This is a genomic window from Sinomicrobium oceani (assembly GCF_900119185.1).
Taxonomy (GTDB): Bacteria; Bacteroidota; Bacteroidia; order Flavobacteriales; family Flavobacteriaceae; genus Sinomicrobium; species Sinomicrobium oceani.
In genome coordinates this window covers 230,907-253,939 of sequence record NZ_FPJE01000002.1, presented here as the reverse complement: position 1 = coordinate 253,939, position 23,033 = coordinate 230,907, and the positions used below count along the sequence as shown (strand labels likewise).

Genomic DNA, 23,033 nt, shown 5'->3' with positions numbered 1-23,033 from the left:
GTCCGGTATATTTAAAGCTTTAACGACTTGCGTGTGGCTTTCGACAAACCGTCTTTGTGCAGCATCACCGATATGGCTTTTAAGCGGATGTAGGGTACGCTCATATTGATGTAGCCTTCGGAATCACCTACCCGGTTTTTATCTGTTCCCCAGGAATTCTTTACTTTATAGTACACGTGTCCTTCCTGGTCCTTAACCTTTCCTACGATATGCATCAGGTGATCGTCTGTTGTATGGTAATTCTCAAATTCCTGCTGGCGGTATTCCTGGGAAATACGCTTTTCCTCTTTTATAGTACTCAGCATGGTTTTGACGTCATTTTCGTCCGCCGGGATCACCGCAACACCATTTTTCTGGGAGAACGTAGGTTCGCTGACATCACAATCGAGTGCAAGGGTATAGCCGTTTTCGAGCGCGTGATCTATGACGGCTACAAATTCGTCCAGGGGAAGATTGTAATAGCTGCCATTCGAAAAATTGTCCGGAATGTCCAGAACAAAGTCCGAATAAAAAGGACGATGAGTGAACGATGTGACGGAGACATAATCTTCCGGCCGGATACCGGTCATTTTCAGGAATGATTCCGGGGTGTATTGTTTACCCTCATAGGTGAATTCCGAAACGTTTTTTCCCAGATAGACATCCAGGACACTTTCTATGGCCTGTTTCCATTTCGGGGACAGCGTTTTGGCCGGATTTTCCACATAGACTTTCAACATGCCTTCCAGTACGGAGACCATCTCGATATGGTTGTGCTTTTCCTGCCCGTTTTCCAGTCCGGTGTACACACGTTGCGGAACCATACCGTAACGGGCTATACTGTTGATCACATCGTGGGAAAGTCCTCCCTGGCTGAACTGGGCTTTTCCCTGGCGCATGATATAATTTCGTGCTTTCTCCGGGTAGGTATTCCGTACATTGTACATTTCGGAAATATCGATCTGTTTTCCCGTGGTCCGTATAATTTCCGATTCGAGGAAAGACGATGTGGAAAAGCTCCAGCATGTTCCCGTAATGCCCTGACTTATTACCGGGGTGGCTTCGAGGTCTGTAACCGTTTCAAAAGTATAGTGTTGACCAAAAGATAATGCGGAGAAACAGAGTGCTGCCGCAGAAATAAGAATCTTTTTCATTAGAGGGTTATGGGTTAAAAAGAGTAAAAAGAATTATTTTTACGCAAAATAATAAAATTATGAGTAAAGCAGATTGGAAAGTTGTTAAAGAATACGAAGATATCACTTATAAGAAGTGCGGGGGGGTAGCGAGGATCGCTTTTAACCGTCCTGATGTACGTAATGCTTTTCGCCCGAAAACGGTAGGGGAACTTTTTGAAGCGTTTCTCGATGCCCGGGAGGATACTTCTATCGGGGTAGTCTTATTGTCTGCCGAGGGGCCGTCCACCAAAGACGGGGTGTATTCCTTTTGCAGCGGGGGCGATCAGAATGCCAGGGGGCACCAGGGCTATGTAGACGATTCCGGGATGCCGAGACTGAATATACTCGAAGTACAACGACTGATCCGGTTTATGCCCAAGGTGGTTATCGCCGTGGTTCCGGGATGGGCCGTAGGCGGCGGGCACAGCCTGCATGTGGTCTGCGACCTTACCCTGGCCAGTAAAGAACACGCGATCTTTAAGCAAACCGATGCGGATGTCACGAGTTTTGACGGGGGATACGGATCGGCCTATCTCGCTAAAATGGTAGGGCAGAAGCGTGCCCGGGAGATTTTCTTCCTCGGCCGTAATTATTCCGCACAGGAAGCATTTGAGATGGGGATGGTCAATGCCGTAATTACTCATGAGGAGCTGGAAGATACGGCCTTCGGCTGGGCTCAGGAGATCCTGGAAAAATCACCGACGTCTATCAAAATGCTGAAATTTGCTTTTAATGCTACCGACGACGGTATGGTGGGACAACAGGTATTTGCGGGGGAAGCCACCCGCCTGGCTTATATGACCGAAGAAGCCAAAGAAGGACGTAATGCCTTCCTGGAAAAACGAAAGCCCGATTTCAGTAACATCAAATGGATCCCGTAATCCATAAGACCGAAACCGGATATTCGGAGAAACAATGACCGGTAATACATAGAAAAACACCGGTGCTTGCCTGCGGAAAACTCAGGCTTGAAGCCGAAGTCTTATCGAACTGTATTCCACCCGGGGCAATGTCCGGGGACTATTAGAATATATTGTACATGACAAAAACAAAGGCATTTATATCAGCGGCACGGCTCAGAACGTTGCCGCTTTCCCTATCCGGGATTATCACGGGTACCGGGATCGCCGCTTCAGCAGGATTTTTTAACTGGCAGATATGCATTCTTGCATTGCTTACTACAGTAGGATTCCAGGTATTGTCCAATTTTGCAAATGATTACGGGGATGGCGTAAAGGGGACGGACAATGAAACCCGTATCGGTCCGCAGAGAGCCTTGCAAAGTGGCGCGATTACCCCGTCCGAAATGAAAAAGGCGATGTTGGTGACGATAATGGTTACCATGCTTGTTGCCGTACTACTGATCTACGTATCCTTCGGAAGGGATAATTTTCTGTACTCGATGTTGTTTTTTATTCTCGGGATTGCTTCGATCGTAGCAGCCATTAAATACACGGTAGGTAAATCGGCCTACGGCTATAACGGGCTCGGCGATGTCTTTGTATTCCTGTTTTTCGGACTGCTCAGTGTGGCGGGAAGTTATTTTCTGTATGCCAGGACGCTCGACTGGATGGTCTTTCTGCCTGCAGCTGCCATCGGTTTTCTGAGTACGGGAGTGCTTAATCTCAATAATATGAGGGACGAGAGCAGTGATGCGGCATCCGGGAAAAATACACTCGTAGTAAAAATAGGAGGAAAACGGGCCAAAAAATATCATTATACCATCCTCATTGCCGGATTACTGCTATTTTTACTTTTTGCTGTCCTCCAAAGTTTCTATATTTATCAGTACATATTTCTTTTGGCTTATATACCGGTATTGAAGCACCTGAATAAGGTGAGGCACAACACCGAGCCGAGAGCGCTGGACCCGGAACTGAAGAAGCTGGCTTTAAGTACGTTCTTATTGTCCGTTCTTTTTACCATCGGTCTTTTGATATGATTACGAACCCAAATAAAACAGACAAGACATGAAGATCACATTTTACGGCCATGCCTGCCTCGGGATAGAGGTTAATGATATTCACATCCTGGTAGACCCCTTTATTACCCCGAATAAAAAGGCTTCCCATATTGATATTAACCAGATCAAAGCCGATTATATACTGGTAACTCACGCTCATGAAGATCACGTCCATGACGTGGATACGATTGCGAAGAAAACAGGGGCTATGGTGATCTCAAATTTTGAAATAGCCAATCACTACGGGGATAAGGGGATCGATGTACATCCGATGAACCACGGCGGTAGCTGGGATTTCGAATTCGGAAAAGTAAAATACGTGAATGCCATACACACCTCGTCGTTTCCGGACGGAAGTTATGGCGGAGAGCCCGGCGGATTTGTCATAGAAGGAGAGCATAAAAACATATACATTGCCGGAGATACGGCATTGACGATGGATATGAAGCTCATCCCGATGTATATAAAACTGGACCTTGCGATCCTGCCTATAGGAGATAATTTTACGATGGGTGTGGATGATGCCATAATAGCGTCGGATTTTGTAGCGTGCGATAAGGTTTTGGGCTGTCATTACGATACTTTCGGGTATATCGAAATCGACCATGAGGAAGCCAAGCGTAAATTCTTTGATCAAGGCAAAGATCTGATGCTGCTTTCCATAGGAGAGAGTATAGAGCTGTAATATGAAAGCATCTTACCGGAAGCATATACTTCGTTTTAAAAGAGCAAGTGGTACCTCCAGGGGAGTGCTGCACGAAAAGGAAACCTGGTTTATCCTGCTCAACGATGATAACACCGGCAAAACCGGTATCGGAGAATGTGGTATATTACGCAGTCTCAGTGTGGATGACCGTGAGGATTACGAAGATCAGTTGCGTTGGGCCTGCGAAAACATTCATCTGGGAACAGACGGTTTATGTGCTGCGCTCAAAGAATTTCCCTCCATACAGTTTGGTATAGAACAGGCTTTCCTGTCCCTGAGGTCATCCTCCCCGTTTTTGTTATACCCGTCTGCATTCACCGGGAAGAAGGCGCCTATTGCCATTAACGGTCTGGTGTGGATGGGAGACCGGGAATTTATGGCACAGCAGATCCGGGAAAAACTGGTGCAGGGCTTCGATTGTATAAAAATGAAGATCGGGGCCATAGATTTTGAAACCGAACTCGGATTATTAGGGGCGATCCGAAAAGAATTTTCGGCTTCCGATATCGAGATCAGGGTAGATGCCAACGGTGCGTTTACCGCTGGGAATGCCCTCGAAAAACTTCAGCGCTTATCCGAACTCCGTTTACATTCTATCGAACAACCCGTTAAACAGGGACAATGGGAACTCATGGCCGGATTATGTGAAAAAAGCCCGCTCCCCATTGCGTTAGACGAAGAATTGATCGGGATCTTCGGAATTCCCGAAAAGCAGCAACTTCTACAAGCGATAAATCCGCAATACATTATCCTTAAACCGAGCCTTGTAGGCGGGTATCGCGGGAGTGAAGAATGGATACGGCTCGCCGATAAGCAGAAGACGGGATGGTGGATTACCAGTGCCCTGGAAAGTAATGTCGGGCTGAATGCCATTGCACAATGGACGTACAAGCTAAACAACCCCATGCCGCAGGGATTAGGAACAGGGAGTCTCTACACCAACAATATCATAAGCCCGCTGGAAGTTTCGGGAGGGACATTGCGCTATAATAATGAAAATCAATGGGATTTAACGGTTTTGAAAAATTAAATATATGTATATAGAACAGGCGTTTAAAGGCAGACACGAACTATGGAGGTATATTCTCGGTGTCTTTGTTACTTTCGGCGGAAGCCAGATCATAGGTAGTTTTATTCTCGGCGGAGCCCTGGTATTAAAGACCATGAGCGGGGAGTCCGTAGATTTATCCAACCCTATGGATATTCTGCGTATTTATGATCCGAATATCATGCTTGTCCTTATGCTCGTTCCCTTCGCATTGGGGTTATTAGGTTTGTACCTGTGGATGAAACCCGTACATGGCGTACCTTTTAAAGTGTTGCATTCCGCAAGGGAGAAGCTCGACTGGAAAAAAGTGTTTTTCTCATTTGCGATCTGGGGACTCATCAGTATACTGTTCATCTGGATAGGCTATGTTATGGCACCGGAAGACTATCAATGGAATTTCAAGCCTGTTCCGTTTGCCATTATGTGTGTGCTTTCTGTAGTGCTTATTCCGCTGCAAACCAGTTTCGAAGAATATATTTTCCGGGGATACCTCATGCAGGGTATCGGTGCTTTTGCCCGGAACCGCTGGGTACCTCTCGTGATTACTTCGTTGATATTCGGGCTGATGCATATAACAAATCCCGAGATCGGAAAGATAGGGTATATTGCACTGGTAGCTTATATAGGTATCGGTTTTTTCCTCGGAATTATTACCCTGATGGATGAAGGGCTGGAACTGGCGCTCGGATTTCACGCCGCCAATAATCTTTTTATCGCACTCTTTGTCACGGCCGACTGGACTGCTTTCCAGACCCATTCTATGCTGAAGGACATATCTGAGCCCTCCGTAGGAGTTGAGATTTTCTTTCCGCTCCTTGTGGTATATCCGATATTAACACTGATATTCGCCAGGAAATACGGCTGGACGGGATGGAAGGAAAAACTGTTCGGAAAAGTTGTTCCGCATGTTCAGGAAGACTATGTACAATCGGAAATATAAATACAACGCAAACCCCCGGAAGATGACAAATACCGCAGGATTATCCATCACATACAAAAATATCCATAACCGGTTTAAGCTGGATGGAAATTATTTTAGCAGGGAAGATCTGAGCCTGGTTGCCTATAACTTTATAAAGGAAGGCGAACCTTACCAGAAAGCCATAGGGGACTTTCTCCTGGACTGGATAGACGACAAGGATACCATCACAGCCTTTACTTCCGGATCTACCGGAAATCCGAAGAAAATACAATTGGAGAAGCAGTCTATGGTCAATTCCGCACTGGCCACCGGCGATTTTTTCGGAATATCTGTAGGGGACAGGGCGCTGTTGTGTTTGCCGGTAGCTTATATTGCCGGAAAAATGATGCTCGTCCGCGCCATGATCCTGGGGCTGGAAATCGACCTGATCAGGCCGGTATCCGCACCCCTGGAGGAAACGTGCAACGGTTATGATTTTGTCGCGATGACTCCCATGCAGGTTGAACATTCGGTAGCAGCCCTCGATCGTATAAAAACACTGATCGTAGGCGGTGCCCCCATGTCCGGAGCGCTGAAAGCAAAACTGACGGAGACGTCCTGTTCTGTCTACGAAACCTATGGTATGACAGAGACAGTGTCTCATATAGCCGCCAAAAAGATTACAGGTAATGACGGAGAAGCAGCTTCCTGTTTCCATGCATTACCGGGAGTCGGAATCAGTACGGATGAGCGGGGATGTCTGGTAATCGATGCTCCCGAAATTTCCGGAAAACAGGTAGTGACCAACGATCTTGTAGAGCTCGTCGCGGAAAACACATTCCGCTGGCTCGGACGTTATGATCATGTGATCAATTCCGGAGGTATTAAGCTTATTCCCGAACAAATAGAGGAAAAGCTGCGAAGCATTATACCGGGCAGGTTTTACGTGTCCGGAGTGAAAGATGCCCGACTCGGGGAGAAACTGGTGCTGTTTGTCGAAGAAAGCTCCAATCCGGGATGGACTGCTGAAGCGGTAGAGAAAGCGATCCGGACGTTGCATTCGCTTGGAAAATATGAGGTACCGAAGGAAATACGGTTGGAGAAAAACTTTAGGGAAACCCAAAACGGGAAGTTACTAAGGCATAGAGATTTGTAGCAAATGCTCGATTTTTCCGGACATTTTCTGTAGCATACTGTTGTTTTATATCGTAATCGGTTATATATTTGCACCGCTTTTAAGGAAAAGCAAACAGTATTGGAATTATGATTGATAAAACCGGTACTGTAGCATAATGGTCGCGTAGCTCAGCTGGATAGAGCATCTGCCTTCTAAGCAGACGGTCACAGGTTCGAATCCTGTCGCGATCACATCAAGCAGGATACCCCGCTCGCAAGAGCGGGGTATTTTGTTTCACGTCGAAAGCCAAGCTTGCTTGAGATTTCGGAGTGAAACAAAATACACGCAGCCCGAAAGGGCTGAGGGGTATCCTACTTGCAGTAGCGAGTGCCCTCAGGATGTGCGATAGCAAATCCTGTCGCGATCACAAACTGAAAATTAATACCTCACAAATTACGATGAGCGATATTTCAATAGATTTACCGCCTTTTTTATGTATTTTACTCCCTTCTTTTGTTACGTTTGATTGCAAAAATTATAAATGCAGAGATTATACTGCATACACGCAGCCCGAAAGGGGATCATTCCCATTTGTTGTGGACTACGCAAAAAGATCATTTGAGTTTCTTTGGGAGACTTATTCCCTGCAGGCTTTCCTTCATAGATAAGCAGTTCTGTATCTAATAAAGAATAGGTATTCCCCTCCAAATGGCTGGAGTTCCATGACAAGTCAATCAATAATCGGTTTAAGATCTGCTGTGCATACGTTCCTGCTGGTTGATTGTCTCCTTGTGTTTTGCCTATTTTTACTAATCTGTCTTTATCTTCAGATGTCAGATAGTTATCTACATTAGGTCGGTAATTTTCCAAAAAATCCCTGTGATAACCAACAGGTATTCTTTTGAGCTTCGGATTGGGAAACAAAGGCAAGTATTTTTTTACTTTCGGGAGATAATGGAATTAAATCTTTTAATTGATTTTAAGGCTATGTCTGCTGCTCTTTCGGAGAGTACCGTCTTGCCCGTGCTTCTCCAGATACAAGGATCTGATTACTATCTTTAAGATCTTTAAGTCCCCGTTGTAAAGTTCGTTTTTCAATTGGAAAATCCAATCTGGTTAAAATTTCATCAATGGATAAGCCGTCCTTGGTTAATAAAGCTAAGATAGCATTTGTTTGCCGTTCTTTTTTCATAGCTTATATGATTTAAAACTTGTGACAACAGTACTTTTTTTGTCGCAAAAGCAAGTATCACGACATTTTTTGTCACAATTCCTGTATTGTGACAAAAAATGTCGTAAAATAGAACCAAACCAATTCTGACTTGTTGAGACAATTTTCATAGATAAAGTACTATAAAAAGTCTGATATAAGGATGTGACTGGGCCTATATGATTTAACGTAAATGATACTCCTGTAAGAATAGATCGCACGACTTTAGTGCTGCAAATAAATTCAGGCTGTTACAATTGAAGTAACTATATTCTTCCATTTTCAACTTTTAAATACATAAAAGACTATACTAATATATAGTTTTAAAATCATTTTTTTCAAGGCTGTAACCTCTTCAAATCTTCTCCAAAATATCCGGAAATGAGTCCTTTTCTCTTCACCAAGAAGCAATTCAAATGAAACTAAAACCTTGTTAATTTATTGATTTATAATATTTTGTGTTTTTCGAAGCTCTTTTTAATTTGAATTGAAATGATATCAAATGACCATTTGCTCAGAGAGGATACAGGCCTGTTTGGCACTGGTCTCCAAAGAAAATCTGCTTAATACCGTATCTACCCGTTTGGTTCGTATAGAATAACGTTCAATACCGGGAGTTTGTTCAGAGAATACCTTTTGAGGGCATTTCGGGTTCGTACAGATAAATTTCCGAGTTTTCTGCAGTAAACAAGTCTTGTATTCCAAGATGGGCAGATCGGTTGCTTGTCTGATATAATGACTATGCACACGCTTACTATACGCTGTACATTGAGGACAAGATGATCCTTTGGTTTTAACATGAGCATATAAAACAACTTTAGAGGGCGTATACCCTATTTTGGCAAGATGAATCTTAGGAAGTTTGAAAAGCTTTTTTAAGGGTATATATTCATGATTATTAGCTACTTAGATATGGTGAATAATGATCAAAAACGAAACAATAGACTCCTATAATTTACAGTTTTTTCTGTGAAATTTACTTTCAAAAACTATTCGATATTCCCCCAAATTTGATGAAGAACCAAAACGAACCGAAGTATCCAGCCCAGGCTTTGGTGCTTTCTTTGCGTATTGTAATACTCAAAATAATCTCGTAATGCTCTATAACACTCTAGTCCATCGCTGGCCGGAAACAGGTAAACGTGTTCGTACTTGACACTACGCCACAAGCGTTCAATAAAAATAGTGTCGATCGCCCGCCCTTTACCATCCATACTAAGCTTAATACCCTGGTCAGGGTATGGCTACACCAGGAATTACCGATTGAATACACTGCTATCTCTGCTAGAAATCTTTTCGAATGCTATTTAATCGCGGCTTATATTATTAGTGATCCTTCTGACATGAAAAAAAATAAATTTGGCTTAGTAATATTAAGGTCCGCTGGGAAAATTGGTTACCCGACGGACTTATTACATAACTTGCTCCGTACAAGATTAAGCCATGTAGAAAGAAACAATGCGATGCGTCCTGTTTGCTTCTTAAAGAATTTTCTTTTACAATAATTTAATTTCTCCCTAACGATCCTGTTGGCCAAAACATATAGTTTTAAGATTCCAAAGAAAAACCCATGCAGGATGAAATCCTTTACAAACAAATCCAGGCAGGCAGGGAAGAAGCACTGGGTATTCTTTTTGATAAATACTTTTCCAGGCTGTGTTTCTATGCCCGGCATTTTACCAGATCAAAAGAATTGGCGGAGGAAATAGTAGCTGATGTCTTTATTAAGATCTGGGAAAACCGGAAAAAGACAGACATTCTTAATGTCAGAAGTTACCTCCATACCAGTGTAAAGAACAGGTCGCTTCAAATTGTCGAAAAAGAAAAAATACATGGTTCGACAAACGGGGGACACAGCTATCCGGACTTAAAAACGACTGATCACGAGTCCCATACCATTTCACGGGAATCTTTGGAACAGGTAATGGCTGTCATTCAGAAAATGCCCGAACAACGCCGGACTGTTTTTCTTTTGAATCGGGTTAATGGTTTGAAATATAGTGAGATATCAGCTGCGCTGGATATATCTATACATACGGTGCAGAATCACATGGTGAGTGCGATCCGTTTTCTCTATGAAAACCTGTCTAAAGATTATTCTTCCAGATAAACTTTATTTAACCTTTTGTTAAAGAACTTCGGTAGTAGGTTCTTGCCCGGAAACCGGTCTTTATAAATGAGAGACCTAAATTGCCATAGGACATGCAAGACAAATTCTGGGAACTGACCACCAAATATTTTTCCAATGAAGCGGACGAAGCGGAAATTCATATGCTTTCCGAATTGCTCGAAAAAAATGAGGATTATCAAAAGACTTTTGATGAACTGGCATTGCAGTGGAACATGGCCGGAAATATATCGTATGCCGCTTTTGATAGAGAAAGTGCCGGGTTGAAGGTTAATACTGCGATTGCCCAGAAGGAAAATCAGGACAAAGGACGGAAAAAGCTGTGGTGGAGTGCGGCAGCCGTTTTTTTATGTTTATTGGGGCTTGTCCCGGCAATTCTGTTCAGGTCTGACCGGTGGACTACATTTACAACTACCGAGAATCAACATCTTAAGGTTTTGCTCCCCGATAGTTCTTCTGTATGGCTTAACCGGAATGCTTTGCTCGCCTATAATTTTGATGAAGAGGGTGTGCGCAAGGTGCGGCTGAAAGGAGAAGCCTATTTTGAAGTGGCCAGGGACTCTCTGCGGCCGTTTGTTATAGAAAGTCCGCACCTGATAACAAGAGTGCTGGGCACTTCTTTTAATATAAATACCGGAGGGACAGGTGAGCAGGTGAGCGTTATTGAAGGGAAAGTTGCTGTAAAGAACCACAAAGGAGACCAAGTATTACTTCGACAAGGTGACCGGGCAGAATACCTGCAAACTTCTGGCAGGTTGCAAAAAGTAAAAGTGCATAATATCCACAATACGATTGCGTGGAAGGATGAAATATTTGACTTTGACAATATTCCCATGGGTGATGCCATGGATTACCTGAGCGAAGCTTATGACGTTTCTTTTGAGTATGCGAATGAAAGCATAAAAAAATGTATGATCACCGCTTCCTTTGAAAAACAATCCTTAAAAACCATCCTTAATATCATTTGCCTTTCTGTACACTGCGAATACCGGGTGGTCCCAGGGGAAAAGAAGATTGTAATATCAGGGGAAGGATGTTAAAAAAAACCGGAAAATATTGGAACTATTTTCCGGCTAAAACCAATAATTGATTTTTTAAACTAAATGCAATTTCAAAAATGAGAAAATTAATTTTTAGAAAAAAGAAAATTCCTGTCATTTTTTTATGGTTGGCGGGGTGTAGTACGTTTTTTTACAGCGGCCCCTTATACGCTTTTAACACCGATCCGGACATTCTCCAGGAACGGGTTTCGCTGACTGTGGACAACCAAAGTCTCAAATATTTTTTAAATATCATAGAACAACAGCTGGAAATTAAGTTTGTATACAGCGAAAGCAGGATAGACCTGAATAAAAAGATTTCCCGGAAATTTAATCGGGAACCTCTCGAAAATGTCCTCCATAGCAGTTTACCTGGATCTGTCGGGTATGCGGTAAGCGGGAGAAATATTATATTGAAACCCAGGATGGCCGGGAGAGAAGATCCGATAGGCAAAGGAGTCATCATAGGAAATATAAAAGGAAAGGACAATGACGAAGTGCTTCCTTATGCCACTGTTGTCATCCGTGGGACTTCGAAGGGAGCTGTGGCAGACGAAAGCGGTAATTTCAGGTTTAGTGGCCTCGACGAAGGTGTTGCCATTCTGGAAGTTACTTATGTGGGCTATGAGAAGCAGGAAAAAGAAATCATTATAAGAAACGGGGAAACCGGCCGGGCAGATTTTATACTTACCCCGTTATTTGACAAGTTGGAAGGCGTAACCGTAACCGGTATCCGCCGTGGGGAAGTAAAAGCCCTTTCGCAAATGAAGGCTGCCGAAAATATAAAATATGTGATGTCCCGGGAACAAATGGAACGCTTCCCGGATATAACCCTGAGCGAATCCCTGCAAAGGGTCCCCGGAGTAGCTGTGGGGTATAGTTATGGACTTGCCAGAGACATCATTATAAGAGGGCTTGGCCAGGGGTTGAGTTCCATTACCATTAACGGAACCCGGTTACCTTCCACCAGTGCCGGGTCTCGTACTACCGATCTTAACGGGGTACTATCGGATGTAGTTGAAGCCGTGGAAGTGGTAAAGACATTAACCCCGGATATGGATGCCGACGGAACCGGGGGGACGGTGAATATCATCACCAAAAGCCCGCCTCTGAACTCCAGGACACTCGATGCAAAAGCCTCTGTAGGATACAATAACCTGGTGGATAAGGCCAATTATGAAATCGGGGCCACTTACGGACAGCGGTTAAAAAAAACCGGATTTGTTGTGGGTGCGAATTACCTGAGAACCTGGCGGGGTGAAGACCGGGTAGAAAAAGGATATGATACGTATGAATTTGACGGAAGGGAACAGTTAATGCTTGGAGAGTATGACCTCACGGGGTATATGATCAAAAGAGATAATGCAGGGATAAATGCAGAGTTCGACTACTACCCCGATGACAATTCCAGATACTATATAAGGGGATCATATAATAAATACTATGAAATTCAGAACAGGTTGCGTAGGATCACCGGCATAGGGGAATATGCTTCAGTAAACCAAATCAGCGGTATTCGGGTTTCCCAGTTCGGGAACTGGCGGGATTATCACCGCGACCTTACAGTCATTTCCCTTGGAGGGAAGACCTCCTTTTCTTCATGGAATGTAGATTTCGACCTGACCTATAGTGGTGGAAATTACGATCAGCCTATTTATTACAATGCTACTTTCGAGAGAAACGGCATGTCGGGAGTGCTGGATGTCTCTAACCCCAGGGCTCCCCAGATCGACTATACGGAAGCTGATCCTTACGATCCTTCCCAATACACGACCAGCCGGTATATTAACCGTCATGATTCTTCGAGGGATCATGACGCTCAGCTTACTTTTAATATTTCTAAATCGTATACTATAGGTGATATTTCCGGTGAGTTGAAATTCGGCGGACGGTTCCGGTATAAATACAATGACCGCTCCAGGAACTATTTTCTCCACGACCTCAAGGAAGGGGAATTTGTTCTGGCTGACTATCTTTCCGGTTACCGCAAAGATGATCATTTCGATAATAATTATGTGCTCGACAATTTTCCGGATGCCGAAACCCTGGATAATTTTTACCAAAACAACAAAAACCTGTTTGCAGACAATGAGACCTATACCCGTCAGAACACGGATCCTGACTCCTTTTTCGGGAATGAATACCTCGGTGCCGGGTATGTTATGACCAAACTGAATTTTAATAATTTTGAAGTGGTAGGGGGAGTGCGCTACGAACAAACGGGATTTCATTATAAGGGAAACCAGGTGAATTTTGATGAAGATGGTAATTATTTGAGCACCAGGAAAGTTGATTCGGATAAAACATTTGACGGTTTTTTTCCTTCATTGAATATAAAGTACACGTTCAAGGAGAATACCAATTTCCGGTTTGCAGTAACAAGGTCGCTTTCCAGGCCTGGTTATTACGACCTGGTACCTTGGGAAGAGGTTTTGAACAGCCGGGAAGAGATAAATATGGGTAATCCCGGACTTACGCAGGCTACCTCGGTAAACTGCGATCTGCTTTTTGAACACTATTTTCAATCCGTAGGGCTGATATCCGGTGGTGTTTTCTATAAAAAGATCAAAAATTACCTTTATGAATCCAATTACATTCAGGAAGGCGGCACATATGATGGCTGGGAGGTGGAACAGGTGGTAAACGGTGCCAGTGCTACTGTAAAAGGGTTGGAACTGTCATGGCAGCAGCAGCTTACTTTCCTCCCCGGATTCCTCAATGGCCTTGGGATCTATGCAAATTACACTTATGTGGATTCGAAAATGGAGGTCCCCGGTATTGAGCAGCTAAGGACCGTAAAACTCCCCGAAATGAGGCCTCATGTGGGCAATATCTCCCTTTCCTACGAAAAATACGGTTTTTCCGGGCGGGTATCCATGTATTTTTATGACACTTATATCACCGAATTAGGAAGCAATGCCGACCAAGATGAACTGGAACGAGGCAGGAAGCAGATAGATATTTCAGCATCCCAACAATTAAACAAGAAGTGGAGTGTTTTTGTAAGTCTCAGCAATATTACCAATGCCCCGATCTCCTTTAAATTCGGAAATGGACGTCCTTTTGACGATATGTATTATTCTTCCTGGGGGAATCTCGGAATACGGTTTAATCTCAATTAAAAACTATAAATCATGTATAAAATTCAACTATTATTCGTTTTTCTGGTCAATATTTTTTGTGTCGCTGTAAATGGACAGGAATTTCTGCCCGGTCCTTTTCCCGACCGTATCGTATTGACGTGGAGTGATGATCCGCGAACTTCACAGACCGTAAATTGGAGGACCGACGGACAGACCCGCATCTCCTACCTGGAAGTAGCCGAGGCCGATGCTTCCCCGGATTTTCCCTCAGGAGCGAAACGTATACAAGCGGAGACATCATTTCTTGAAGTGGATGGTGTCAGTGCCAATTACCACACAGTGAAGATTAATTCTGTGTTACCGGGAACTTTATATGCTTACCGTGTAGGTCAGGAGGAGTCATGGAGTGAATGGTATCATTTCAGTACGGCCCCCGAAAAAGACCAACCGTTTTCATTTATCTATTTCGGGGATGCACAGAACGACTTAAAACCTATGTGGTCCAGAGTCATCCGACAGGCCTACAGTGCGATGCCTGAAGCCCGTTTTATGCTGCATGCCGGAGACCTGATCAACAGGACGCATAATGACAGGGAATGGGGAGAGTGGCATTACGCCGGGAGTTTTATTCACGCTATGATACCAAGTGTTCCTACTCCGGGAAACCATGAATACAATCGTGATGATAACGGGAATTTACAACTGGATGTCCACTGGCAGAAAACATTTCACATGCCGTCCAATGGCCCCGAAGGCCTGGAAAGTTCTGTTTATTACCTGGATTACGGCAATTGCCGGATTATCTCTTTGAATTCCCAGGAAATTATCCTGGATGAGACTTCCAGGGAAAAACAGGCAAAATGGCTGGACAAAGTACTGTCTGAGAATAAGAAAACATGGACGGTCATCACCTTTCACCACCCCATTTTCTCTTCTAAGGAAGGGAGGGACAATCCTGAATTCAGAGAGACATTCAAACCTCTTTTTGACAAATATAAAGTGGACCTTGTTTTACAGGGACATGATCATACGTACGGAAGAGGACGAAACCTTCCAGTGGGTGTAACTAATACGGATGCCGAATCAGGGACCATGTATGTAGTATCCGTAAGCGGACCTAAAATGTACAATCTAACCACAGAACGCTGGATGGACAGGGCCGCAAGTAATACACAACTCTATCAGATTATATCTATTGACGGGAGCACACTTTCTTTTGAAGCTTATACCGCAACGGGACAGCTATATGATGCTTTTGATATTGTTAAGGGCAATGGTAAAAAGCAATGGAAGGAGCGAGTACCACAGAATACCCCGGAAAGCACAGCTTTACCGAAACACTATCTGGAAAGACTTTCTAAAAAGGAGATAGAGGAATATCACAAGGTATACTCCGAACAGGATTAATGAGATTATACGATTATAGAAAAATACAAGAGGTTGCCTATTGAGATAAAGGTAACCTCTTTTAAAAGTTAACTGATTAAAACAGATATATCTGTTCCAGTTTTTTAGGGATAAAAAATCTAAACCGATTTCAGTTCCCAGATAATTTTGGATGGATCCTAAAATTTGCATAAAAGATAAGAAAGGTTTTCTTCATTTCGTCCCGTTCTATGCTGTTTTTTATTTATAATGTCCTTTAGTCGGATGTATTTACCAAAGTAAAATGAACGTTCCGAAAAGCTCCGTAATTTTCTTAGTTATGTTTAGTGCATATCTTAATTCTAGCTTAACCTTTTTGTAATACGGTATTTTTATACATTCACTAAACTTGTTGTTCAATTTTTTCATACCTCAATGAAAAGAAACTACAAGGAAACGGATGATGCTTCATTATTACTCCTGATTAAACAGAATGAGGGAGAGCATGCCTTTCGGGAACTTTTTTATCGATATCAGGACAGATTATATCGCTACAATCAGAAGATACTCCGTAACCATGAAGCCAGCGAGGAAATTTTGCAGGATGTTTTCGTTAAAGTATGGAATTACCGTCATCAGATCGATGAATCCAGGGATTTTTCTTTCCTCCTTTTTAAGATCGCAAAAAATACCATTATCAATTATTTAAAATCCCAAAAGGCAAAACAACAACTTTCTACGGAAACTATAAGTACGCTGGCAACTCATATATGTCCTGAAGAGACCATGATCTGGGAACAATATGTCATGATGCTGGATCAGGCCATAGCAGAACTTCCCGAACGTTGCCGAATTGTTTTTAAAAAGAGCAGGCTTGAAGGCAAATCCTATGAAGAGATCGCAGACGATCTCGGTATCTCAAGGAATACTGTCCGCCTACAGATCATTAAGTCATTAAAGCTTATCAAAAGTTATTTTAACCATCATCCGGAAATGGATGTTGTATTTACTCTCCTGATCGCCTTTAGCATTGTTATTTACAGTTTTTAGGGAATTATAGACCGGTGGGTAATCGGATAAATATCCCGAACTGAAGCTTTTCCCGGAAAAAAATAAAAAAATCTGAAAATGGAATAGACCTGTTCTGTTGTTTTACTGTACTTATAATAAAACACCCAGAGTTGGAATCAGATAGAAACGGGATATTGCAAAAATACTTTTCAGGACGATGTACTTCGGAAGAGAAACAGTTTGTCGAAGAGTTTATACTAAATAAAGATAATGTTCTGTTGGAAGGTTACCTCAGTTCCGAATGGGTGGCGTGTGCGGAAAAAAGAGGGAATCCGGTATCAGGAGCTGACGATCGCTATAAGCGTATCAGTAAGAGGATACATAAAAATCGAGGTACGGACAGAAGGAGAGTATGGAGTGTGGCTGCTTCCATAATCGCATTGCTTGGGATTACGACCTATTTTTTAATGCACTTGTTTTACCCGGTATCCGGGAAACAGATTATTGTTAGCACAGGGGCCGGGCAGCAGAGAGAAGTGATCTTACCAGACAGTACCGTAGTGTGGCTTAATTGTGTGTCGTCAATTACCTATCCGGAGTATTTTAGTGGAGACTACAGAGAAGTAAAAGTTAAGGGAGAAGCTCTTTTTGAAGTTACCAAAAACCCGCATAGACCTTTTGTCGTAAATTTTAATGAGCATTATACTAAAGTTTTGGGAACCGTGTTTACGGTAAGATCTTATCCCGGAGAATACGCAGATATGGTAACCCTTGTCGAAGGTAGTGTAGCAGTGGGGGAAAAACAACCTGATGATCTGAAAGAATATACGGTATTGATTCCCGGGGAACGTATCACCATTTCCGATAGTATTGAAAACAACTTCTCCAAGAGTAGAATACAAGAGGTAGCGTCAGTCGCTTCCTGGAAGAGCGGGGAACTTCGCTTTTATAAAACACCTTTGGATATGGTAGCCAAAGACCTTGAACGATGGTATGGCAAGGATATCGTACTGGAAAGGCAAGGACAGCATGCCGTAGATGACAATATGACCCTAACCTCGATTATTAAGCCCGGCACAAGGCTGGAAGAAGTCCTGGAAATATTAAGTCTTACTCACAGGATATCGTATACCAGAACAGAAAACAAAATAGTAATAACTTCTAAATAAAGTATATGGGATAAACTTACCTGGGTAACACACGGATAGTCCTGTAGAAAAACAGCGAAAGTGGTACCAGCACTTTCGCTGAGAAGTTTTCTACAAAGGATTACTTATTTCTAAATGAAACAAATAATACAGAAAATTTCATCAAAATTATGAAAAAAATAATAATGCGCTTTCGCGCCGGAATACTTTTTATAAGTATATTCTGGCTGAGCGCTGGTTTTCCCGTGAAGGCGGAAAACAGGCAGTCTGACCTCGATAAAATCAGAATCTCGGTCTCCTTCCTGGAAATTCGCCTTGCAGAAGCTCTCGAGACCATAGGAGAGAAGAGCAACCTGGGAATCACCTTTAACGATGCCGATATTCGTTCGGACAAAAAAGTATCATACAAAGCCGTAAATACATCGACACAGAAAGTACTTAAAGATGTATTGCATGGAACAGGACTCCATTTCAGGCTGCATGGAGAAAATATCATCATTTATAAAGACCAGGGACAAGCCATAAAAGGGACGGTATATGACAGCGGGAGTGGTGAACCGTTGATGGGGGCCACCATTAGTATTCCCGGGACAGGTTCGGGAACGACTTCCGGTTTTAACGGGGAATTTTCTTTGGTAACAGAAGAATTTCCGTTGAAAATCCGTATTTCCTACCTCGGATATGAAACCCGGGAGGTTGTAATCTCTTCACCTAATGATAATCTTGAAATCACGCTTGTCGCCGTTAACGAGGAACTCAAAGAAGTGGTAGTTACCGCATTGGGAATTTCCCGTGAAGAGAAAAGCCTGGGATATGCGGTTGGTGAAGTAAGCGGAACCTCTATGAACGAGAGCAAAAGGATGAATATCACCAACGCACTCGCAGGTAAAGTTGCCGGAGTACAGATTCGAAATGTGAGCTCCGATCCGGGTTCGTCCTCACTGATAACCATTAGGGGTGCCTCTTCCATAAACGGGGATAATCAGCCCTTATTTGTAATAGACGGAATTCCGGTAAACTCCAATAACCAGAATGCAGAGTCGTCGGGAGAAGGATATGTGGATTACGGAAACACTTCCATGGATATCAGTCCCGATGATATTGCCGAGATCACGGTGCTGAAAGGAGCGGCAGCCGCGCTTTACGGTTCGCGTGCGGCCAACGGGGTAATCCTGATCACCACCAAAAAGGGCAGGAGCGGAAAAAAAGGGCTGGGAATAAGTTATAATTCTGCCGTAAAAATCGACAAAGCCTGGCTGTATCCCGACTTTCAAAATGAATTTGCAGCGGGATCGGACATTCTTGCCGTAGACGAGAATGGTATTCCCGTAGCTACGGGAACGGCTACCTGGGGGCCGCGTATCGAACCGGGAGTACAGGCAGTACAAACCCTTCCGGGAGGTAAAACTACTGTAGCGGAACTCAAGGCATATCCCGACAGGTACAAAGATTTTTTCGAGGTAGGATATACCCTTACCAATAATATATCGGTAACCGGGAATTATGATAAAGGAAGTTTTAGACTTTCTTACACCAATCTGCAGAATGAGGGAATTGTTCCGGGAACCAACTACAAGAAAAATGGTTTTAACCTGAATTCCACCTATAAAATAGCTGATGACCTCACTGTTTCTGCAATGGCCAATTTTAGTATTGCCGACAGTGATAACAGACCTACACAGGGTAAATCCGGAGAGAGTGACAACGCTACCGAAGTAGTTTATCGTTTGACTCCAAATACCAATATCAAAGACTATAAATCGTATTGGGAAAAAGGACTGGAAGGGTTGCAGCAAAAAACACTGGACGGTGGTGACAACCCGTATTTTACTGCTTTTGAACAACGAAATCAATTCCGGAGAAACAGGTTATTCGGGAAATTACAGCTGAATTATAAAATTAATGAAACCATGAACCTGCAATTCCGCTCGGGGATAGATACCTACCAGGAACAGCGGGTTACCAAAAGAGCTTTCAGCAGCCTGGAATTCCCCAACGGAGCTTACGGCAATAAGATTATGGGGTTCACCGAGACCAACCTCGATGCGCTGTTTACCTATACTCCGAAAATAGAGGGCGATTTTGATGCCAGCATATCGTTAGGAGCGAACCGGATGGACCAGAAGCAGTATTATACCCGGGCATTCTCCGGTCAGTTGGAGATTCCGCAGTTTTATAATATTTCCAACGCTGCTGCCGGATCTGTAGAGAATAGTGACGGGCATAGCCGCAAACGTATTAATAGTGTGTACGGACTTATGCAACTGGCTTATGGGGACTTCCTGTTTCTCGACCTATCGGCCCGGAATGACTGGTCCAGTACCTTACCCCCGCAGAACAATTCTTATTTTTATCCTTCTGCTTCTCTGAGTTTTATTTTTTCGGAGGCTTTTCATTTGAATTCCCGCGTGTTTTCCTTCGGAAGATTCCGGATGAGCTGGTCCGAGGTAGGAAACGACACCTCTCCTTACCAGTTGACCAATACGTATGGATTTGACGACTGGGGAGACCTGAAGCTTGCTCAGAACAATCAGACACTGAAGAATAACCATTTAAAACCGGAAAAAACAAGGGTGATAGAACTCGGTTTCGACCTGCGGTGGTTGCAAAACCGCTTAGGACTGGACGTGGCTTTGTATCGCAACAAGACGTTCAACCAGATCATAAGTCTTCCGATTGCCCAGAGTTCCGGGGGGACCTCCAAGGTAATTAATGCCGGCGAAATACAGAACCAGGGTATAGAAATCACACTGAATGCCACACCTGTAAAAAGTACTGATTTCTCCTGGGACCTTTCTGCCAATTTCAGTAAAAATGAAAACAAGGTCAATGCTCTGTATGGCGATATGGAAAGCATACAGCTGGGATCTGCGACCGGTATTTACCAGCGTTTGTATGTGGACGGGGCCATAGGTGATTTTTACGACCAGCGCACTCCGTTAAGGGTAGCATCGGGCCCGGATAAAGGACGATATATACTGGAAGACGGTATGTTTGTAAGGGATAACAGTTGGGTGAAAACCGGGAACAGTACGCCTGATTTTACGATGGGGATGACCAGCATCTTTAACTACAAAAACTTCAGGCTTGCCTTTACTGTTGATTGGAGCCAGGGAGGAGAATTTTATAACTACACGGCCAAAAACCTGATGTCCGACGGACGTATAGGGTTTACTACTGCTTACCGCGATCCGCAGAGCGGAGGGCTTAGCTTCGAATACGCCGGGATGCCACGTACCGACGGTGCCGTAATTCCGGGTGTTATCCTGAACGAAGACGGCACGTACCGGGAAAATGATGTGGTACTTCCGGCTCCGTATTATTACGGGGAATACTGGGATTACGAGGAATTACATATGTCAACCGCCACTTATATAAAACTTCGGGAACTCAGTTTCGGATATACGTTCAGGAATATCCGGTGGGCCGATAATCTTTCTGTCGATCTTATAGGCAATGATCTTATCAGCTGGTTTGCCTACAAGACCAAACATAACCGCGATGGTTTTGTGACCGGAGATTACGATAAAGGTTACGATCCCGAAACCCAGAATTACCTTTCTTCTGCCGGCCCTCTGGGTATTACCCAGGGAGTGTCTGCCTGGCAATTACCGGCTACCCGAAGTATAGGAATCAAATTAAGTGCTAATTTCTAAATTGTCTAACCATGCTGAAAAAAAGTTTATTTCTGGTCATAGCCCTGCTGGGCCTGGTCAGATGTACCGATAATTTCGAAGAGATCAATACCAATCCGAATGATCCGGTAAATGTGGATGCTGCCTACCTGATGAGTTCGGTTATCGTAAATACGGCTTATAACCTTACCGATGAGAATGTAAGTGGAGTCATGGGAATTCCTTCGAGATATATTACCCGGGTTATCCATAACGGGGATGACACCTACAGGTGGGATGCCGAAAGCTGGGGGTTTGCTTTTAATAACCTGATCAACAACGAAGACCTTTTACGACAGGCAAGAGCAGAAGGGGATATACATCTCGAAGCTATCGGGCTTATCATGAAAGGATATTTGTTCGGTATACTTACCGACACTTTTGGCGATGTTCCTTTTGAAAATGCTTTCGGGGCTCCCGAAGAAAATTATACTTCCGCCTATAGCAGGCAGGAAGATATATACAATACCATACTCGAATATTTCGACAGGGCCAATACCCTCTTACAGGAAGATGGGCGTTTATCGCTTTACGCCGCTTTTGACCCGATGTTTGAAGGAAATGTGCTCAAATGGAGAAAGCTGGCCAATTCACTGCATCTTCGTTACCTGTTACGGATTTCTCAAAAGAATGAAGAAGCCTTTGACACTATACAGATGATACTTAATAATAATGACAGGTATCCGCTTATTTTATCTAATGACGATAATGCTTTTCTGCCGTATCTCGGTGTGAGGAATACAGATTCTTCTCCACTGGGCTCCTATGACGGAGATTTTTATGACAGGAGACCCAGTAAGGTATTTGTGGATTTCCTGCTCGAAAGAAACGACCCCAGGTTGCCGGTCTGGGTGCGCCCGGTGGCCAATCCGGATGCCGGGACCGTGGATAATAATGAATATGTGGGATTACCCCTGGCAGTTTTTGGCGCTACAAATTACAACGGAACCACTAACCATCTCAATTATGAATCCAGTAATTATTCTGAGTTCAGCAGTGTATTTCACGATGACAGCAATTCCTTGTTTAATGCCGTGATCTTTCCGGCCTGCGAAACCTATTTTATCCTTGCCGAATTGGTGGAGGTACACAAGCTAAACTATGGTGGGACCTCAGCCGGGGAACTCTACCTCGAAGGAATCCATACCTCCATGTCGCAATACCGGGTGGAGGCAGAAGCTGAAGCAACCGATTATTATACTCAGCCTCTGGTGGCTTACGACGGAACCCTGGAGCAAATCCTTGCTCAAAAATGGGTGAGTATGCTGTTTGTGGGCGGGTCGGAGACCTGGTTTGATCACAGGCGGACCGGGTATCCCGTTTTTCCTTTCGGGGATCTTTCCATCCGTGACGAAATACCATTCCGGATGCCTTATCCTGCTGATGAAGCCAGCTATAATGCAGAAAATTATGAGCAGGCTATTGAGAACCAAGGCTGGTCCGATGATAGTAATTATGAAAAAATGTGGTTATTGAAATAAAATA

General features: G+C 43.6%; 19 protein-coding genes and 1 tRNA gene. 15 read left to right on the top strand and 5 right to left on the bottom strand.

What is annotated here, in order from left to right:
* Positions 1-11 precede the first annotated feature (11 nt).
* Positions 12-1,133, bottom strand: coding sequence for a C1 family peptidase (locus BT112_RS02700; protein ID WP_072315823.1), 1,122 nt, complete (start codon positions 1,131-1,133; stop codon positions 12-14).
* 59 nt (positions 1,134-1,192) lie between these two features.
* On the opposite strand from BT112_RS02700, the gene BT112_RS02695 reads away from it, so the two are divergent.
* The 7 genes from BT112_RS02695 to BT112_RS02665 all read left to right on the top strand — a co-directional run bounded on the left by BT112_RS02695 (position 1,193) and on the right by BT112_RS02665 (position 7,140).
* Positions 1,193-2,035 carry a 1,4-dihydroxy-2-naphthoyl-CoA synthase gene (locus BT112_RS02695; RefSeq protein WP_072315822.1) on the top strand — a complete coding sequence of 281 codons (843 nt, stop codon included), beginning with the start codon at positions 1,193-1,195 and terminating at the stop codon, positions 2,033-2,035.
* 158 nt (positions 2,036-2,193) lie between these two features.
* Positions 2,194-3,096: a 1,4-dihydroxy-2-naphthoate polyprenyltransferase gene (locus BT112_RS02690; RefSeq protein WP_072315821.1), complete on the top strand. Its 903-nt coding sequence runs from the start codon at positions 2,194-2,196 to the stop codon at positions 3,094-3,096.
* A gap of 28 nt (positions 3,097-3,124) precedes the next feature.
* Positions 3,125-3,802, top strand: a complete 678-nt coding sequence (locus BT112_RS02685) for a metal-dependent hydrolase (RefSeq protein ID WP_072315820.1) — start codon at positions 3,125-3,127, stop codon at positions 3,800-3,802.
* Between the two features lies 1 nt (position 3,803).
* Positions 3,804-4,853 carry an o-succinylbenzoate synthase gene (locus BT112_RS02680; protein ID WP_072315819.1) on the top strand — a complete coding sequence of 350 codons (1,050 nt, stop codon included), beginning with the start codon at positions 3,804-3,806 and terminating at the stop codon, positions 4,851-4,853.
* 4 nt (positions 4,854-4,857) lie between these two features.
* The gene (locus tag BT112_RS02675) at positions 4,858-5,811 is read left to right on the top strand and encodes a CPBP family intramembrane glutamic endopeptidase (RefSeq protein ID WP_072315818.1); all 954 of its coding nucleotides are present in this window, start codon (positions 4,858-4,860) and stop codon (positions 5,809-5,811) included.
* A gap of 22 nt (positions 5,812-5,833) precedes the next feature.
* A complete protein-coding gene (locus BT112_RS02670) occupies positions 5,834-6,928 on the top strand; it encodes an AMP-binding protein (protein ID WP_072315908.1) in 1,095 nt (364 codons plus the stop codon).
* 138 nt (positions 6,929-7,066) lie between these two features.
* Positions 7,067-7,140: transfer RNA gene (locus BT112_RS02665), tRNA-Arg, on the top strand.
* 265 nt (positions 7,141-7,405) lie between these two features.
* Here BT112_RS02665 and BT112_RS02660 read toward each other — a convergent pair.
* The 4 genes from BT112_RS02660 to BT112_RS02645 all read right to left on the bottom strand — a co-directional run bounded on the left by BT112_RS02660 (position 7,406) and on the right by BT112_RS02645 (position 9,325).
* Entirely contained in the window at positions 7,406-7,813 is a 408-nt protein-coding gene (locus BT112_RS02660; RefSeq protein ID WP_072315817.1) for a Fic family protein, read from the bottom strand.
* Between the two features lie 61 nt (positions 7,814-7,874).
* Positions 7,875-8,081 (bottom strand): hypothetical protein, encoded by a 207-nt coding sequence (locus BT112_RS02655; protein ID WP_072315816.1) that lies wholly within the window; start codon positions 8,079-8,081, stop codon positions 7,875-7,877.
* 516 nt (positions 8,082-8,597) lie between these two features.
* On the bottom strand, positions 8,598-8,936 hold the full coding sequence (locus tag BT112_RS22170; protein ID WP_394333345.1) for a transposase family protein: 339 nt from the start codon (positions 8,934-8,936) through the stop codon (positions 8,598-8,600).
* A gap of 152 nt (positions 8,937-9,088) precedes the next feature.
* A complete protein-coding gene (locus tag BT112_RS02645; RefSeq protein ID WP_394333344.1) occupies positions 9,089-9,325 on the bottom strand; it encodes an integrase core domain-containing protein in 237 nt (78 codons plus the stop codon).
* 344 nt (positions 9,326-9,669) lie between these two features.
* On the opposite strand from BT112_RS02645, the gene BT112_RS02640 reads away from it, so the two are divergent.
* The 8 genes from BT112_RS02640 (at position 9,670) to BT112_RS02605 (ending at position 23,029) form a co-directional block, all read left to right on the top strand.
* The gene (locus BT112_RS02640) at positions 9,670-10,209 is read left to right on the top strand and encodes an RNA polymerase sigma-70 factor (RefSeq protein ID WP_072315813.1); all 540 of its coding nucleotides are present in this window, start codon (positions 9,670-9,672) and stop codon (positions 10,207-10,209) included.
* A 92-nt stretch (positions 10,210-10,301) separates the two neighbouring features.
* The gene (locus BT112_RS02635) at positions 10,302-11,267 is read left to right on the top strand and encodes a FecR family protein (RefSeq protein WP_072315812.1); all 966 of its coding nucleotides are present in this window, start codon (positions 10,302-10,304) and stop codon (positions 11,265-11,267) included.
* Positions 11,268-11,344: 77 nt separating this feature from the next.
* The gene (locus BT112_RS02630; RefSeq protein ID WP_072315811.1) at positions 11,345-14,389 is read left to right on the top strand and encodes a TonB-dependent receptor; all 3,045 of its coding nucleotides are present in this window, start codon (positions 11,345-11,347) and stop codon (positions 14,387-14,389) included.
* Between the two features lie 12 nt (positions 14,390-14,401).
* Entirely contained in the window at positions 14,402-15,757 is a 1,356-nt protein-coding gene (locus BT112_RS02625; RefSeq protein WP_072315810.1) for a purple acid phosphatase family protein, read from the top strand.
* Positions 15,758-16,150: 393 nt separating this feature from the next.
* Positions 16,151-16,765: an RNA polymerase sigma factor gene (locus BT112_RS02620; protein WP_072315809.1), complete on the top strand. Its 615-nt coding sequence runs from the start codon at positions 16,151-16,153 to the stop codon at positions 16,763-16,765.
* 131 nt (positions 16,766-16,896) lie between these two features.
* The gene (locus tag BT112_RS02615; RefSeq protein WP_072315808.1) at positions 16,897-17,895 is read left to right on the top strand and encodes a FecR family protein; all 999 of its coding nucleotides are present in this window, start codon (positions 16,897-16,899) and stop codon (positions 17,893-17,895) included.
* Positions 17,896-18,044: 149 nt separating this feature from the next.
* On the top strand, positions 18,045-21,530 hold the full coding sequence (locus tag BT112_RS02610) for a SusC/RagA family TonB-linked outer membrane protein (RefSeq protein ID WP_083564747.1): 3,486 nt from the start codon (positions 18,045-18,047) through the stop codon (positions 21,528-21,530).
* 11 nt (positions 21,531-21,541) lie between these two features.
* Positions 21,542-23,029 carry a SusD/RagB family nutrient-binding outer membrane lipoprotein gene (locus BT112_RS02605; RefSeq protein ID WP_072315807.1) on the top strand — a complete coding sequence of 496 codons (1,488 nt, stop codon included), beginning with the start codon at positions 21,542-21,544 and terminating at the stop codon, positions 23,027-23,029.
* The last annotated feature ends 4 nt before the right edge of the window (positions 23,030-23,033 follow it).